This is a genomic window from Pseudoalteromonas sp. AS84 (assembly GCF_038900255.1).
In the GTDB taxonomy this organism is placed as follows: domain Bacteria; phylum Pseudomonadota; class Gammaproteobacteria; order Enterobacterales; family Alteromonadaceae; genus Pseudoalteromonas.
On the sequence record NZ_JBBMQY010000010.1, the window covers coordinates 110,756 to 126,933 of the forward strand.

Below are 16,178 nucleotides of genomic sequence, written 5' to 3' on the forward strand. Positions count from 1 at the left end.
CAGAGTATGCTCAAAAAACGCATTATCCCTATTATGCAACTAATTGACGATAAACTTGTAAAGACTAGGCAATTTGACACATGGCGTGCGGTAGGCGACCCAATAAAAAGTGCAAGTGTCTATAACTCGCAATACACAGATGAGTTGGTTTTATTAAACATAAATAGAAAAAATAGAAGTATAGAACAACTCGCTCGGCTAATACCTGAAATTGCTAAAGTGAGCTTCATGCCATTATCTGTAGGAGGTGGTATACGTAGTTTTAGCGATGCAGCTTACCTAATAAATCAAGGCGCTGATAAGGTCATTATAAACTCCAGCGCTTATAAAAACCCAGACCTGATTAATCAAATAGCAAGTGAACTTGGCCAACAGGCGATAATTATTAGTATTGATATAAAAATTGACGAGAATGGTAGCTATCGACTCTATTCACAATGTGGGAAGAAGCAAGAAGAGAGTTCATTAGCAAGCCACATTGCACAATGTCAAGCATCTGGAGCTGGGGAATTTATGATCCAGTCTATTGAACATGATGGCATGATGGATGGATTTAACATTCCGTTATTACAACAAGTTATGGAATTTGCTCATATCCCTATTATTGGCTGTAGTGGTTCGGGGACCTACCAGCATCTTCATGAAGCGTTTACTAAAACCAATATAAGTGCTCTAGGATGTGGTAGTTTATTCAACTTTTCTGACAGTAACCCTATCCGAGCTAAAAGCTATCTAACAAATTACGGTATTGCATTTAAAAAGGTTTAGTAATGTCATCATCGATAGGAAAAAAAGTTAACTTTTTATCATTAAAAAATATCGTCTTAATTGGAGGCGGAGATTTGATGGCAGTTAGCGCAAAAATTTTTAAAGAATTAGATTTTAACGTTACTATGATTGTTGCTACTCGCCACATAGACGAAAAGCTTACACTTTCTAATAATACACTTGCTGACTATTGTAAAGAGCTGAACATTAATCCACATGTAATTACTGACATTAACCTACTCACAAAAAAACAATTTAGCGCTATTATCCCTAAACACTCTCTAGCCCTGTGTTTTGGACCTGCTTGGGTTTTTAATAATCAAGTTTTGTCACAATTTTTCTACGGTATGTTTAATATAAATGCGATTCCTATTCCGCATTATCTTGGGGGCGCACACTATACATGGCAACTATTAAATAAAAATATGGATGGCGGGTGTTTTTTCCAACAAATAACCAACAAAGTGGATCAAGGAGATATTTTTGATCAGCTACGCTTTAATATTAGCTCAGAAGTAAATACACCAAACCAATATTTTGCAGAAAATGTTAAACATGGAACATGTTTCATCCATAAACTAGCAACAAAATTTATCGAAGGAAGTGAGTTTATTCCTGTGCCCTATTCAGAATTAAATAAGCACAGGCTTTATTTCCCTCGACTGAGAACAGATAGACAAGCTTATATAAATTGGCACTGGACAGCACAAGAAATCGTCAGCTTTTGCCAAGGTTTTGATGAGCCATATTCAGGTGCTGCCAGCTTTATCCAAGGAATAAAGTTACGATTTAAAAAAGTGAGATTAATCACTCTGACCGATGAATACAATAATGAAACCCCTCCTATGCATCCTTTTTGTTCAGGATTAATTATTCGGATCACTAATTCTGAAGCAAATAACAGTATTATCGTCGCTGCTCGTAATGGCTTTATTGCGCTTGAAGAGGTCTCTTGTGAAGAGAAGTGCTACAAGTCTTATCTGAAGGAAGGTATGCGTATTCATACCCCACAAAATATTATTGACGACGCTATGTCATATGAAGTAACAATCGATGGACTAGGATTTAAGGATTAACTCAAATGAATGTGCTGCCCTTGGTCAAAAAACTTTTTCCTTTTAGCTATTCAATTACAGGACAAGGCAACGACAATGCTATTCCTCAATACTTAAGTGAATTGGATTTTGATGTACATGAGTATGCCTCAGGCCAATCGCTTAATGGTTGGTTTATTCCGCATAGCTGGCACGTAAAAAAAGCAAAAATATATCACGAAAATAAAATAGTTTATGATGCGGGGTTATCTCCGCTTGGCTTAGCGACTCTATCACCGAGCTATACAGCAAAATTATCACTCAATGAACTACAAGCGCACTTAACCAGTAGTAAGGAATTACCTGATGCGGTGTTATACCAATGGAAAAATTTATACCGCCCAAGAGAGGTTACCTGGGGAATATCTATACCTCACAAAGAAAGAATAAAACTGGAGGACGTTGAGTATCGCATTGAGATTGAAACCAAATCTACTCCTAGCACAATGAAAGTGCTCGACTATTTATTACCCGGTGAAAGTAAAGAAACATTGGTTATTAATGGCCATAATTGTCACCCATTCCAAGCTAATGATGATATCTCTGGCTGCGCGGTTGCTATAAGAGTTATGCAAGCATTACAAAAAAAAGCGACTTTAAAACCATTCAAATATAGCTATAGATTATTAATAGCTCCAGAGCTACATGGCCCAATGTTTTGGTTAAACGATATGAATCAAGAAGAGCAATCAAAAATAAAGGGATGTATTTTACTTAAATCTGTAGGTAATAAGGCAGCCATGCGACTGCAACATAGCTACTTAGGTAACCAGCCATTAGATGCTGCTGCAGAATCTGCATTTAAAAATAAATATATTACTTTCGAACAAGGTGGATTTAGAAGTATCTACGGTAATGACGAAACGGTATTTGAGGCTCCGCCCTATAACATTCCATGTATTTCATTAACTCGCTGGCCTTTTAGCGAATATCATAGTGATTTAGACACCCCTGAACTATTATCTGAGCAACACTTACAAGACTGTGTTGATACGGTAATAGATATAATTGAGAACTACGAAGCAATTGACAATAACACTTTACCTAATAAAAATATAAGGCGTAATAATTCACTTTTTTATAGTAAAGAAATTTCAAACGATAAGTTCAATCAATGCTACAAAATAAACTTTAATGGTTTAGTCTGTTTATCGGCTTATGGCCTTTATAAATCGATCCCTGAAGTCAGTAATACCGGTGTTGATTACAATAGTATCAATGGCCGTTGGAATAAATTAATGAACTGCTTGCCTAGAGAGATAGATGACGATATGACAGTCAATGATTTATCAATAAAGTATGACCTACCTCGCCAAGAAATATACGAATACCTCAGAGAATGGGTAGAAAACAAGCTACTAATTCCAGCTAACTATTGGAAAAGACCTGTATGAAAAGTAACAATAAAATAACGGTAACATCAGAAGAAGTGCCTTTAATCTACCTTCAATCAATTGAAGAAGACGACGTGAGCGATGAATACGTAAGATGGCTCAATGATCCTATCATCAACCAATATTTGGAAACTCGCCACTCTACTCAAGATCTGCAATCAATATTAGCTTATGTTGTCCATATTCAAGATAATCCCAACGAACATTTATTCACTATACGCTTGAAAGAAAACAATAAACATATAGGTAACATCAAAGTTGGTAATATTAATACTCACTACAATATCGCTGATATTAGCCTGTTTATTGGAGATAAAACTGTTTGGGGTAAAAGCATTGCAACTCAAGCTATACAACTAATTTCTAGTTTTAGCATAAATAAATTAAAGCTCAGAAAGCTAAATGCTGGTGCATATAAACAAAACGTTGCAAGTACAAAAGCCTTTTTGAACGCAGGCTACACCCGAGATGGTGTATTGAGAAATCATTATATTTTTAAAAATCAACCATGTGATTTAGTGCAAGTTTGTTTTTTTCAAGAACAAGTCAAACACCTCCCTATAATTACAGTCTATACCTCCCCTACAAACTAAAATGCATAATTGCAATAAAATTAAAGTGACCCCTCAATCTTGGTTATTCAATTTTAAAAGCTATATCTAAGAATAGACAGGTCACTATCTCAATAATGAGAAATTGTAATCACTTTCTTACCCCAACTTTATAAGCTCTCATTCTTTTTTCTCCCATAGGATGTGAACTTCTAATAAACTGATTAGTAAGTGTTATAAGCCATAACATAATAAGGAAGTAATTACAGAGCAGGCCTAAAAAATTTAGGATAACTTTAAACTTTAGCAGGCTTATTATAATATTTAATAAACTCTATATAAATATCATTTATATGTTCATTAAACGCGTTAATACAAGAATTTATAAAATCAGCACGCATCTCCAGATTTCTATAATAGTAAGAACTCGCCATTATATATGTTTGAAAGTATTTAAATGTCCCTTGAACCAAAATAAAAACGGTCTCATCTTCACGTTGCATCTCTAATAACATTTTGTTTTGTTCAGAAAAAGCTTGTGCCAACTGCTCTCGGGTATGAAAATGAGGGGGGACTAACTCTAGTAACTGTTGTAAAAAAACCTTTAATTTTGTTTTAACATCGTCAATATGACTATTGATATTACTTTCAAATAACTGTTCGCTAGAAGATGCAGCTTTAAGCAGTGTCGTTATTGTTTTCTCTTTATTAACCATTTTATTTTTTATTTTTATATTAGAAATATGCTCAGGCTTAGCATTTCTTATAAAGACCCCATCCGAAGTATTAAAAGCTTTAATATGTGGTTTGTTTTGCAGTAAAAATTCAACACTTGACTTGGACAAGTCAAATATACCTGTAGTAAACACTTCTTCTTTGAAGTTACCTTTTACAGTCATATTAGTTTGCATTTTTTCAATCACTTTATCTTTGTACTTAAAGTTTTTATCAAAATAAATACTATGCTTCGAATGGTGATAGTCTTGAGAAGCAAAACCAAAATCTGTTCCTACTAAATATACTTTTTCGAACCCTAATTCAGTAGCAATAGCCAACCCAGTATTAGAAACAGAAGGGTTAGTATACATTGGATAAGAATATTTCAACTTTTCATCTAGGCGCCGTATTAAAAGCCCCCCAGCATCGTTCAGTTTATTAAGTAAAAATGCAGATTTAAAGCGTTTCAAAATCTGGTCAAAAACAGTATTGAGAGCAATTATATTTAAATCGCTTAACTTAATGTTTATCCCTTTTGTTCGTTCAACGACTTCAACCCAATCTAATAGCTGTGCAGTTCGTTCCATTTCAACATGTATATCGGGTTTAATATTATTCACTAGTAAAGCTTTTAATGCTGTACCACAAGATATAATAATAATATTTTTTTGATTTTCTTTTAAAAAATCAATCGCCAAGTCCAAAGAAGGTCCGTTGGCCACAATAAATACGGGAGTATCTTTTAGTTTGTTTTTAAAGCTACCGGCTTTTTTTATCACTGGAAATTGCGCTGTTAAATTAGCTATTGTATGGGAAACTCCTATAATTTCATCTTCAAAAAAGCCCCAACCACCATGCCAACGGTGCCCAACCTCTTTGATTTTTTTTATTGCCTCATCTATTGAATCGCTATTATAATGTTTAAAGTAGTGAATTACACTTGTATTAAAGAAACCTTGCATAGAAAGCATAGAGCCAATTTCATTAACAACATCATGCTTTGTCCCCCCCACTTGAATTCTAAATACCCCTCCATTATTAAGGCACTTATTAAACAGCGGTCTTAACTCAATACAATGTAATAAAGCATAAAAAGTACTAGGTGTTTGTTCGTATAAAAAAACATTCAATACATTTTTTTTATTCAAGAGCTCTTTAATGTGGTAGCCTAACCCAGCTCCTAAAAAACATACAAAGTCTAATTGCTGCTCGTTTGCAGGATTATCTAATTTCTCCCCACCATGTTCTAATCTCACATTATTAATAGATTTAAGTAAGGCTGCATGCTTAAAAACAATATTTTCGTCATTCGAATGCTTTATCCTGTAGTGAGAATAGACAGGACTTTTTAAAAACTTACTAACTTGTTTTTTTGCAAATTCACGCGGATTTTCAGTGTAAGAAAATCTACCATTATTGTACAAGTTTTCATTCCCTTCATCGTCAATAACTACTCCCGTATCAGTCGGTTGGAAATTTTTAAACATATCAAAGATCTGTGGCATTTTTTCTTTTAGTAATTCTAAGTTTGCTAACAAAGTTGCTTTGAGCATCATTTTTTTTAATTCACTTTCTACTGTGTTCAAAATACACTCCAGTTTTTCATTTGATTTGTTGAGCTTTTATCAAATTTTATCACTAAGCTAAAAATTTGATATGACTGTAAACTGACAGTTCACTACCTATTTAAAGCATTATGCTTTATTTTAAATAAATGTTTAATACCTTAAGAATAGGTCTGATATAATAGTATCTATATAACCTCACGCAATTTATGCGCCAATTTTTATTTGACGATGTTTATAATTATATTAAGTTACTTATGTGCCGATTACTAAATACCACCAAAGTACTTGGCATTATTTTTGCTCTATTTGGGTATTGCATCACACAATTTTAGTAATATAAATTTTAGGATTCCCCCATGGCTCATATCTCAGTAAAAAAATACGGTCAAGTTCGTGCTAGTAGTATTGCCGAAATGGCGCCATACGAACAAATAAACCTTATATTTAGTAATATTATCGGCCGCTTAGCTGCAACAAAGGGATTTATTGAGCGCAAGGAAATACAAAAGAAAGGTGAAAACATTTCAGCCTGTGTTTTACTATTTGGTGCCCTACAAGACGCTCTTAATTTAGAAGTAGAGCAAGATCCTAGTATTTCTAACAATTTATTGGCACTTTACGATTACTGCCAACGCCGTTTAACACAAGCTAACTTACATAACGATATTGAAGCAATTATTGAAGTATCAAGTATTGTTAAAGAAATTAAAGAAGGCTGGGATAATATCCCATTAGATCAACGTAACCCTGCGGTTTAATTTAAATTATGGATTCGCAAACACCAGTAAGCAATGCTGAGCAGATACAAGCATTACTTAGTAAAATTGAAGTGTTAGTAAATGATGATAATGCAGACGAAGCTCAGCCTTTTTTAGACACTTTAAATACTAAACTAAAGCAATGGTGCGAAAGTAGCGAAGGTCCAAGTACAGAGCAATTAGAATTAATTCAGCTTCGTATAAATACCATTTTAGTTAAAGCGAATAGTGCCAAAAACGAATCATCAAAAGCTATTATTAAACATAAAAAGTCAGGAAAGGCGATAAAAGCTTATAAAAACACCTAGTAAACAGACCTAATAAACTACCTTTATTCTAACTAAATACATGGCTATAGCTTACTATTTGAATCAAAGAATAATACACAAAAAAACCGCTAAATTTAAACTTAGCGGTTTTTTATTAAATCTATAATATATTTAACTCAGTTATTAATTTGATTGCCTAACTACGCCTGGCATGTTTTCTAATTGAGCTTGAACATAACTGCTGGTGTTATTAAGGCTAGCCACTAATAAATCCATCGCATTATATTGAGCGTATAAACGAGACGATAGCGACTCCATTTTACTGGCAAGGTCCAAGCGATCATCATCTAAATCATCTAGCTGATTTGTTTTACTGTCTATTCGGTTTTGAATAATACCATCGGAATCTGTATAAAAACTCATTAGCTCATCAAACGACTGTGCAAAGCCATCATCGTCATCACCTACAAAAAATTGCTGCACTAAATCTACGTTTGCATCTATTTGCTCATCTAGTGTTTCTGTATTTAGCGTTAAAACACCGTAGCGGTCTGTTTCGACACCTAATTGCGAAAGTGATAATGAGTTGCTATTACCTAAATCCACGGAATCGGTAATCTGTTCTCGTAATTTAGACATTACACCACGTAGTAACGAGTCACCAGCCATAACACCTGCACCATCAGCTGAAGTACCTAGATTATTACTTAACTCTAAAAGCTCATTGTAGCTTGATATAAAACTATTTAAGCCTGCTTGTATATTATTATTGTTTTCAGTAACTACTATATCGCTGATATCGTCATCAACACCATGTGCTTTTTTAGCTGTTATTGTAATACCGTCAATTACATCAGAAAACTCATTGGATGAACTACTAACCGTAAGGGAGCCATCTATAGTAATTGAAGCATCTGTTGCAGCAATAATTTCAGATGAATTTTGAACTCCAGCAGAGTCGAAAGCAAGACGAGATAAGCCGTTTGTATCAGTATTGTCACCATCAATATCTGTTACTTCTACTTTAATTTCATTTGCAAGGCCGCTATTTTTGGCAGCAAGTACTAAATGCTGGCCGGTATCGTCAGTTATTATTGTTGCGTTGATGCTATCGTTATCATTACTATCATTAATTGCATCTCTAATTTCACTTAATGTTGCAGAATCCGATACTTCAATATCAAAGCTACCATCACCAGAGCTAAGAGTTATGGTGCCCTCCCCTACAGCTGTGTCCGCATCAAGTGCCACTGAGAGTATTTTATGCTTTGTAGCAAGGTTGTTAACCTCTACGGAATAACCCCCAGGTTGTGCATCTTCATTAGCACTTAATTGTACAAAGCTATCACTACCAGATGAACTACGCTTTTGATAATTGTCTGCGTCACCTAATACTTCCATAGCGGTTTGAACCTGCTGTAACGCAGACTTTAAAGCGCCCACAGCAGAAATATCCGTTGTTAAATTAGCTTCTTTAGTATTTAAACGAGCTTCAGCAGGAGCTTGCTCAGCATTAACTAGCGCATCAACAATATCTGATACAGCTAAACCAGAGCCTAAACCATTGAACGAAATAGACATACTTACCCCTTAAATACTCAAAAATAAACTAACTTAGTATTAGTAATTAGAACTACTCATTAAACTGTTTGATCAATTAAAATACCAGCTGATTCAGATAATTTAGATACTAAGCTCAATACTTCCTCAGAAGGATATTGTTTAATAACTTCGCCACTGTTTTTATCAAGCACTTTAATTACATCGCGGCCTGAATCTTCATCAACTTTAAATTGCAAACTTCGGTTCATTTCGCCCATAAAGTCCTGCAATTGTTGCGCCATTTGTTCTAGCTGTTCGCGCTCTAACGGCTGAGCTTTTTCATCTTGGTTATTATTGTTATATTGATTTTTCTGTAACTTTTGTTGATTTTGTGCATCCACCTGCTTTACATCATCAACCGCTCGCTCAGTTAAAGAGTGAGCAGCTTGTCCTGTTTGCTTATTATCACCAGCAATGGGAACCGCTGATGTAGTAACCTCTGCGTTTGAAGTAATTGTATTCATAACAGATTCCTATTTTTCACTTAATTAAACCAACAATAGCTTAGTTTAAATTCTTAAACCACAAAAGGAGGTAGCTAAAGCCACCTCCTTTTTTACAACTAATACTGACTTTATGTACTAGCTTGCTACTATTAAGCTATTACTTTTAACTTATTAACCTAATAAGCTAAGTGCTGTTTGTGGTAACTGGTTCGCTTGCGACAAGATTGACGTACCTGCTTGTTGCAAGATTTGGTTCTTTGTCATCTCTGCAGTTTCAGTTGCAAAGTCTGTATCTTGAATACGGCTTCGTGATGCAGATACATTTTCAGAGATGTTAGCCAAGTTACTAATAGTGTGGTCAAAACGGTTTTGAACCGCACCTAGACTAGCTCGCTGCGAATCAATACTTGCAATCGCGTTATCAATAATTGCTAATGCATCTTGTGAACCTTTCTGACTTGTAATATCAACATCTTCTACATTTACAAGTGTGCTTACTTCCTCTGTTGTCGCTACCGCAGCCAAAGTAGCATCACTTCCTGCAACGCTAAATACCTCTGAAGAATTTAGTTGTACGGTACCTGTTACAGCAGCACCACCACCTGCAGCCAGTGCAGTAGCTGTTGTGGTATCGTTGCCATCGTAAGATTGGCCTGTAAGTGTTATACCAACAGCTGAAGTTGAGCTACTTTCAGCTAAATCTGTTAACTCAATATCTGCACCAGTATTATTTGAAATTGTAAGTTCACCATTTTCAACTGTAGCTGTTACACCATGATCATCTGTTTTAGCGTTTATGGCTTCAGCCATTGCTTGCTTATCACCTTCTTCAGTACCCGTCCCAACGTATGAAATAGTTGATTCTTTGCCAGCATCTAAGCCTGCGCCATCTAATTTAAAACTGATAGTCTCATCTAACTCACCTGGTGTACCGATATCAATGGTTGCCTCTGTTCTTGCTTGAGCAGATACACCTGTCGAGCTATTATAACTATTTATAGAATTTGCAATCTCTTCTGCTGTTGCCTCACCGGCAATAGTCACTGTTGCCTCTTCACGCCCTGAAATAGTATAAGTACCAGTACCAACTCCATTAGAGGTACCCGTTGAAGTAGCTGCCTGCGTTTCACCCAAACCAGCTGTAGCACCTTGAAGGTTAACTTGGTTAGTGCCAATTTTGTTAGCAGCTACACTTGAAAGTGATACATTAATAGTTTCGTTTGCATTTGAACCAACTTGGAATGACTTAGAACCAAAGCTACCATTTAATAATTGCTGGCCACCAAATGATGTCGTTTCAGCAATACGTGTCATTTCAACTTGTAGAGCTGATACTTCTTTTTGTAATGCTTCACGATCTTCAGTTGAGTTTGAACCATTTGCAGATTGTAGCGCAAGTTCACGCATACGCTGTAAAATACTGGTTGATTCGCTCATCGCACCTTCAGCTGTTTGCGCCATTGAAATGCCGTTATTTGCATTACTTTGCGCTACTGATAAACCGTCGATTTGAGACGTTAAACGATTCGAAATTTGCAGGCCTGCCGCATCATCTTTTGCGCTGTTGATACGCATACCTGATGATAAACGCTCCATCGAAGTAGCTAAGTCAGAACCTGATTGAGATAAGTTACGTTGAGCGTTTAATGAAGATACATTTGTATTTACTGAAATCATAATAAAACTCCTGATTACTTTCGTAATATTGCTGTTTAAGTTTAACCAAGAGCTGTCACAAATGTATGCTCAGCTCCTTACTGTTTAAGTTAACGGCAGAAGGTTTATTATCTTTAGAAATATTTTAGAAATAAATTGAATTATTTAAAAGCATCAAACTAACACTATGTTTTATAATAAAAATAAATAAAAACTAAAAGAGATTAATTTGTTAACATCGAAGAACAAAAACGCACTTCAAAATAAAGTGCGTTTTTATATTCAATCATATGTTGAATCAATAATTAGCCACCTAATAGACTAATTGCTGCTTGAGGTACTTGGTTAGCTTGCGAGAGTATTGAAGTTCCCGCTTGCTGCAAAATTTGGTTTTTCGTCATTTGTGCTGTCTCTACCGCGAAGTCAGTATCTTGAATGCGACTGCGTGATGCAGATACATTTTCAGCAATATTAGCAAGGTTACTAATTGTATGACTAAAGCGGTTTTGTACCGCACCCAAACCTGCACGTTGAGAGTCAATATTAGCTATTGCTTTATCAATTACCGATAGTGCATCTTGAGAGCCTTTTTGGCTTGTAACGTCAATATCTGCTGCGTTCTCTAGAGAGCTTGTTACCTTTGTCGCAACTGCATCAACAAAAGTAGTAGCTGTTGTTGCAAATGTATCTGATGAATTTAATTGTATAGCACCGGCTATTCTGGCAGAAGCTAGAGTAGCACTACCTGTTGTGAGTGTAACAATATCACCAGCAGAATCCTCATCATAACCTTGAGGTGTTATACTTAACCCTGAAGCAGCACCTCCTGTAAACTCAACAATCTCAATATCAGCACCAGTATTATTTGAAACAGATAAAACACCATTATCAAGTATTGCTGTAACACCATGCTCGTCTGTTCTGCTATTAATAGCTTCAGCCATGGCTTGTTCGTCGCCTGTTGCTGTACCTGTAGCAACAAATGATACTTTTTCACCGTTCAATTCAAAACTTACAGATTCACCCGCTGTTGTTTGAGTACCCGTAACATCCAGCTGTGCTTCTGTCCTTGCTTGAGCCTCAACACCAGTAGCACCCGTTACTTGGTTTATTAAATTAGCAGCTTCTTCAGCACTAGCGCCATTTGGGATAACAACAGTAGAGTCTTCCCTACCTGAAATAACCAAGTTACCATATGCAACTGTACTATCAGCTAACGTACTCCCAGTACCAGAAACTTCATTTACTTGACCAAAACCATCGACACCAGCTGCAGATTGCAGGTTAGTTTGATTTGCACCGATTTTTTCTGCTGCAACACTTGAAAGCGATACATTTATTGTTTCATTTGCGTTAGCGCCAACCTGAAATGTTTTACTACCGTAACTGCCATCTAATAATTGTTGTCCACCAAATGAGGTGGTATCGGCTATACGTGTCAATTCAACCTGTAAAGCTGATACTTCTTTTTGCAGCGCTTCACGATCTTCTGGTGAATTAGACCCGTTTGCTGATTGAAGTGCTAGTTCACGCATACGTTGTAAAATACTTGTTGATTCACTCATTGCACCTTCAGCTGTTTGCGCCATTGAAATACCATCATTAGCATTTCGCTGAGCAACGGCTAGGCCATTAATTTGTGACGTCAATCTGTTTGAAATTTGTAGACCTGCGGCATCATCTTTTGCGCTATTGATACGCATACCTGATGATAAACGCTCCATCGAAGTTGCTAAGCCTTCGCCTGATTTAGATAAGTTACGTTGTGCGTTTAGTGACGACACATTAGTATTTACTGTTAATGCCATTTTACCATCTCCTAGGTTTAAACAGAGTGTGGTTCAACACGATTTAACAGGAACCACTGTTCGATAATTTCTTATAATAAGAAAAGCATTTACTGTGCCAACTTTGACTTGTTTTTAAGTTGTTGTTTTTAAATGAAAATATATAATTCATTGAATTGTAAATAAAGAGTGAAGTTGTTTAGAAGGAAGTGACATTTTTTTGCCGCGATTTTGTAGCCAATTTTTGCCGCAAAGTATTGCCGCTTTAAAGTAGGTAAAGCGGCAAGGTATTTCTGCTTATAATCTGCTTACAAATAGTCGAATAAAGAAAGGTTAGTTAAACGGCCAAAAGTTGCTTGCGATGCTTGCAGTGCCGTTTCTTGTTTAGTCAGTTCGCTAATAGCTTCTGCCATATCAACTTCAACTAAGTTAGAGCGATTACTTTTATTTTGAATATCGAGTGCTAAGTTTGAATCACTTACTCTTTCAAGTGCGTTCATACGCCCACCTAAACTTGCTTGGGTAAACACCACTTGCTCACTGGCGTTTTGTAATTGCACTAAGCCATCAGCAAGTACTTGCTGAAAGTCATCACCTTCAAGTGTACCGTCATTTAAACCTGTAATAAGTGCTTGCAATGTATTAAGTACGTTTTCTTTGCCTGGCTTTTCAAGGCTAAAATCGAGTTGACCTGGTGCTGTGCCTTCAAATTCAATTTTCATACCTGCAAAATCGATAGGCTCATCAGTAACTTCACCTGTTACTGCGGGGGTTAGTGCAGCGCCATCTCGGTATATTTCGTAGGTTTGTGGGTCTGTTGCTGTAGCACCTGGGCTTACTAATACACTATATGTATTTGCAGTTGCTAGAGCTGTTGGGTCTGCGTTGTAATTTGCTTGATGAAACTTGTCAAACTCAGCTTGGCCGTCAACATATACACTTGCCGCTGTAATAGAGCCTGAAACACTTGCCGTGTTAGATTCTACATTTAATCGCGCGTTAGTTTTTTCAAACGTATCAAAGCCGTTATCACTCGCTTTAATTGATACACCTTCAGCTATAGTTATCTGGTGCTGGCCCTGGTCGCCATTATAGGTGTACTCACCCGCTGCAGAATCAAACTGATACGGCTGCGTGCTGTCTTGGTATCCTGAAAATATGAATTTTCCGTCTTCTGATCGGGTGTTCATTAAATTAGCTAACGTTTGTTGAATGCCACTAAGCTCTGATGCAATCGATTTTAAATCGTCTTTGGTGTAAACACCATTACCAGCCTGAATAGTGAGCTCTTGCGCTTGTTGTATATTACTATTTATGCTTTGTAATACGCTTTCTTCAGTTTCTAGCCTGCCGGTAAGCTGGTCGATATTTTTAGTGTATTGCTCATTCGTTTGTATTTTATTTGAATACAGCATAGCTTGCGAAATAGCAGCTGGCGCTTCTGAGGTGGTTAAATACTTTTCACCTGTTGTTACTCGCTCTTGAGCATTTACAACACCTTGTTGGTTGTCGAGTATTTTATTTATGTTGTTTTGGTACATTAAATTATTAGATAAACGCATAATTACCTCGCCGCATTTAATAAGGTGTCAAAAATTTCTTGAGCTGCTGCTAAAACTTGAGCTGATGCTGAATATGATTGTTGAAAACGCAGTAAATTCGCGGCCTCTTCATCAAGGTTTACACCCGATAGTGATTCATACCATGCCTCAGATTGCTGTGCTAGTGCGTCAAATGCAGCCCCACTTGTGATTGCTTGGCCAGTTATAACACCTATATCACTCACTAATCCTGAATAAGCTTGGTTAAAAGTTTTGTGGTTATCGGCAGTTGCTGTTGTTTCTACATTTAAACGGACTAACTCACCATTTTGTAAATCAGCTAATTTTAAACCATTACGGTTATCATCAAAGCCGCCTTCGTTAAACTCAAGTGTAAAGGTGTCGCCTGTTGCTGGTGTACCTTCTATATCAAAATCGAATCCGTAGGTATCAAATGGAGCACCCGCTTGCGATAACATTCCTTTTGCAGGAGGCGTAATAGTAAAAGTACTCGTTCCGCTATTATCAGTAATTTGATATTCGTTAGCATTACCTGTTTTAACAAGCGTTATTTCACCGTTTGTTAAGCTTGGTGTTGAAGTAAATCCACCGGAGGTAACACTTGTTACTTCTCCCGCTGAAATAGTAGCGGTGCCTATATTATTTAAATCGTTAGCAGTACGGATTGGCGATGCTAGTGCTAAATCTTCTGCGCGCCCTGTTGCAAGTGTAATACTTGAAGCAGCATCTGAATTAAGCTTTATTTGAAACTGATCACCCTCAACACCTGCCCCAGATACATTTACTTGAAGACCAAATGATTCGCCTGAGGTTATAGTCGATGAATCAATAACACCTGTCGATATATCAGCAAGTGAAGGCTGCCCTAACGGATCGCCTTTGTTATCTATAGGCTGAATACTTACTTCATTAGCATTAGCTGTATAAGTAATAATAAAGTCACTGGCAGGAAGTTCACTGCCCTTACCTGGCTCTACCGTTGCAGTCATACCGGCAGTACCTGTGTTAGCTTGATACGCATAAGCGCCAACGGTAGGAATATTAAAAATATTACCCCCTAGCTGACCTGTTGCATCCATACCCAATTTGTTTTGTTCGTTAAATGCATCAGCTATCGCTAAGCCCATTTGACCAATTTGGTTTTGCGCAGGGACTAATATGTCATCTCTAAAAGCAAGTAAGCCGCCAATTTTGCCTTTAAGCTTACTTACATCAACTTCAAGCGGCACTGCTTTGCCACCATTAACGTCAAGCGTGAATTCTTTAAAGTTAGGATCAGGATCCCCTGTCATCGAAAATAAGTTAAATGCGCCATTTTGCATAACAACCGCTTCGCCTGTGCCCATAAAAACGAGTTTTTCGCCATTTGGACCATCAAGCGTTTCTATGTCTATTAGCTCTGATAAGTCGCGTATTGCTTTATCGCGTTCGTTATAGGTAGAGCTCGCATCTGCGGCGTTATTAGTGCCATTAACTGCTGCAATATTTTGATTTAGCGTACTAATGCTTTGAATGAGTGAGTTTGCTTCATCTGAAAATATTTCGAGCTGCTCGTTTACTATACTTTTTTGATCAAGCACTATGCCTGAAAGCCTATCCATTTGATCAATTAAACTTTGCGCATCTGTCATTACTAATGAGCGAGCAACGGTAGACGACGGCTGATTTAGCGCTTCTTGCACATTATTAAATAAAGAGTTAATACCAGTCGAAAGGTTATTCGACTCTTCAGAAAAAATAGTATCAACTCGATTAGCCTCAGTAATAAACTGATCGAAAAACGATTTATTAGAGGTGTCACGATTTAGCTGTGACTGAGCAAACTCGTTTAATAATCGGTATGTTTCGCCTCGCCCTACTTGGTTATCAACCATAGTAGTAAACTCTGTACGCTCGCGCACATAGCCTTCGGTATTAACATTGGCGATATTTTTACTTGTCGTTTGCAGTAGCTCCGAACTTGCTCTAACCCCAGAACTGGCAATGTTTAATAAATTAAACGACAT

The 16,178-nt window shown here is 36.8% G+C and carries 13 protein-coding genes; 6 read left to right on the forward strand and 7 right to left on the reverse strand.

The genetic code is table 11. The features are described from left to right. Positions 1–6 precede the first annotated feature (6 nt). From WNY79_RS12225 to WNY79_RS12240, 4 genes are read left to right on the forward strand one after another with little or no spacing between them, the layout of a single operon-like run. Positions 7–768, forward strand: a complete 762-nt coding sequence (locus WNY79_RS12225; RefSeq protein ID WP_342875969.1) for a HisA/HisF-related TIM barrel protein — start codon at positions 7–9, stop codon at positions 766–768. A gap of 2 nt (positions 769–770) precedes the next feature. Next, entirely contained in the window at positions 771–1,844 is a 1,074-nt protein-coding gene (locus WNY79_RS12230; RefSeq protein ID WP_342875970.1) for a hypothetical protein, read from the forward strand. 5 nt (positions 1,845–1,849) lie between these two features. Beyond that, positions 1,850–3,256 (forward strand): DUF4910 domain-containing protein, encoded by a 1,407-nt coding sequence (locus WNY79_RS12235; protein WP_342875971.1) that lies wholly within the window; start codon positions 1,850–1,852, stop codon positions 3,254–3,256. After that, a complete protein-coding gene (locus tag WNY79_RS12240; protein ID WP_342875972.1) occupies positions 3,253–3,849 on the forward strand; it encodes a GNAT family protein in 597 nt (198 codons plus the stop codon). Before WNY79_RS12235 ends, WNY79_RS12240 begins: the two co-directional genes overlap by 4 nt. 254 nt (positions 3,850–4,103) lie before the next feature. Here the strand turns inward: WNY79_RS12240 and WNY79_RS12245 are convergent, their stop codons facing one another. Then, positions 4,104–6,110, reverse strand: a complete 2,007-nt coding sequence (locus WNY79_RS12245; RefSeq protein WP_342875973.1) for a 6-hydroxymethylpterin diphosphokinase MptE-like protein — start codon at positions 6,108–6,110, stop codon at positions 4,104–4,106. Positions 6,111–6,448: 338 nt separating this feature from the next. Here WNY79_RS12245 and fliS point away from each other — a divergent pair, with 338 nt between their 5' ends. Both fliS and WNY79_RS12255 read left to right on the forward strand, forming a co-directional pair. Beyond that, positions 6,449–6,850, forward strand: a complete 402-nt coding sequence (fliS, locus tag WNY79_RS12250) for a flagellar export chaperone FliS (protein WP_197101022.1) — start codon at positions 6,449–6,451, stop codon at positions 6,848–6,850. 8 nt (positions 6,851–6,858) lie between these two features. Beyond that, complete coding sequence (locus WNY79_RS12255; protein WP_197101031.1) at positions 6,859–7,158, forward strand: hypothetical protein; 300 nt, start codon at positions 6,859–6,861, stop codon at positions 7,156–7,158. Between the two features lie 144 nt (positions 7,159–7,302). On the opposite strand, the gene fliD is transcribed toward WNY79_RS12255, so the two are convergent. The 6 genes from fliD to flgK form a co-directional block, all read right to left on the reverse strand. After that, positions 7,303–8,700: a flagellar filament capping protein FliD gene (gene fliD / locus WNY79_RS12260; RefSeq protein WP_197101035.1), complete on the reverse strand. Its 1,398-nt coding sequence runs from the start codon at positions 8,698–8,700 to the stop codon at positions 7,303–7,305. 59 nt (positions 8,701–8,759) lie between these two features. Continuing rightward, positions 8,760–9,185, reverse strand: coding sequence for a flagellar protein FlaG (locus tag WNY79_RS12265; protein WP_342875974.1), 426 nt, complete (start codon positions 9,183–9,185; stop codon positions 8,760–8,762). Between the two features lie 153 nt (positions 9,186–9,338). Continuing rightward, complete coding sequence (locus tag WNY79_RS12270) at positions 9,339–10,847, reverse strand: flagellin (protein ID WP_342875981.1); 1,509 nt, start codon at positions 10,845–10,847, stop codon at positions 9,339–9,341. Between the two features lie 281 nt (positions 10,848–11,128). Then, positions 11,129–12,631 carry a flagellin gene (locus tag WNY79_RS12275; RefSeq protein WP_197101046.1) on the reverse strand — a complete coding sequence of 501 codons (1,503 nt, stop codon included), beginning with the start codon at positions 12,629–12,631 and terminating at the stop codon, positions 11,129–11,131. 287 nt (positions 12,632–12,918) lie between these two features. After that, positions 12,919–14,172 carry a flagellar hook-associated protein FlgL gene (gene flgL / locus WNY79_RS12280; protein ID WP_342875975.1) on the reverse strand — a complete coding sequence of 418 codons (1,254 nt, stop codon included), beginning with the start codon at positions 14,170–14,172 and terminating at the stop codon, positions 12,919–12,921. A 2-nt stretch (positions 14,173–14,174) separates the two neighbouring features. Beyond that, complete coding sequence (gene flgK / locus WNY79_RS12285; protein WP_342875976.1) at positions 14,175–16,178, reverse strand: flagellar hook-associated protein FlgK; 2,004 nt, start codon at positions 16,176–16,178, stop codon at positions 14,175–14,177.

Bases quoted from the DNA above. Each gene is read 5' to 3' on its own strand.
- fliS (WP_197101022.1), top strand. From the start codon at position 6,449: ATGGCTCATATCTCAGTAAAAAAATACGGTCAAGTTCGTGCTAGTAGT.
- WNY79_RS12240 (WP_342875972.1), top strand. From the start codon at position 3,253: ATGAAAAGTAACAATAAAATAACGGTAACATCAGAAGAAGTGCCTTTA.
- WNY79_RS12275 (WP_197101046.1), bottom strand. From the start codon at position 12,631: ATGGCATTAACAGTAAATACTAATGTGTCGTCACTAAACGCACAACGT.
- WNY79_RS12265 (WP_342875974.1), bottom strand. From the start codon at position 9,185: ATGAATACAATTACTTCAAACGCAGAGGTTACTACATCAGCGGTTCCC.
- flgL (WP_342875975.1), bottom strand. From the start codon at position 14,172: ATGCGTTTATCTAATAATTTAATGTACCAAAACAACATAAATAAAATA.
- flgK (WP_342875976.1), bottom strand. From the start codon at position 16,178: ATGTCGTTTAATTTATTAAACATTGCCAGTTCTGGGGTTAGAGCAAGT.
- fliD (WP_197101035.1), bottom strand. From the start codon at position 8,700: ATGTCTATTTCGTTCAATGGTTTAGGCTCTGGTTTAGCTGTATCAGAT.
- WNY79_RS12225 (WP_342875969.1), top strand. From the start codon at position 7: ATGCTCAAAAAACGCATTATCCCTATTATGCAACTAATTGACGATAAA.
- WNY79_RS12235 (WP_342875971.1), top strand. From the start codon at position 1,850: ATGAATGTGCTGCCCTTGGTCAAAAAACTTTTTCCTTTTAGCTATTCA.
- WNY79_RS12255 (WP_197101031.1), top strand. From the start codon at position 6,859: ATGGATTCGCAAACACCAGTAAGCAATGCTGAGCAGATACAAGCATTA.
- WNY79_RS12230 (WP_342875970.1), top strand. From the start codon at position 771: ATGTCATCATCGATAGGAAAAAAAGTTAACTTTTTATCATTAAAAAAT.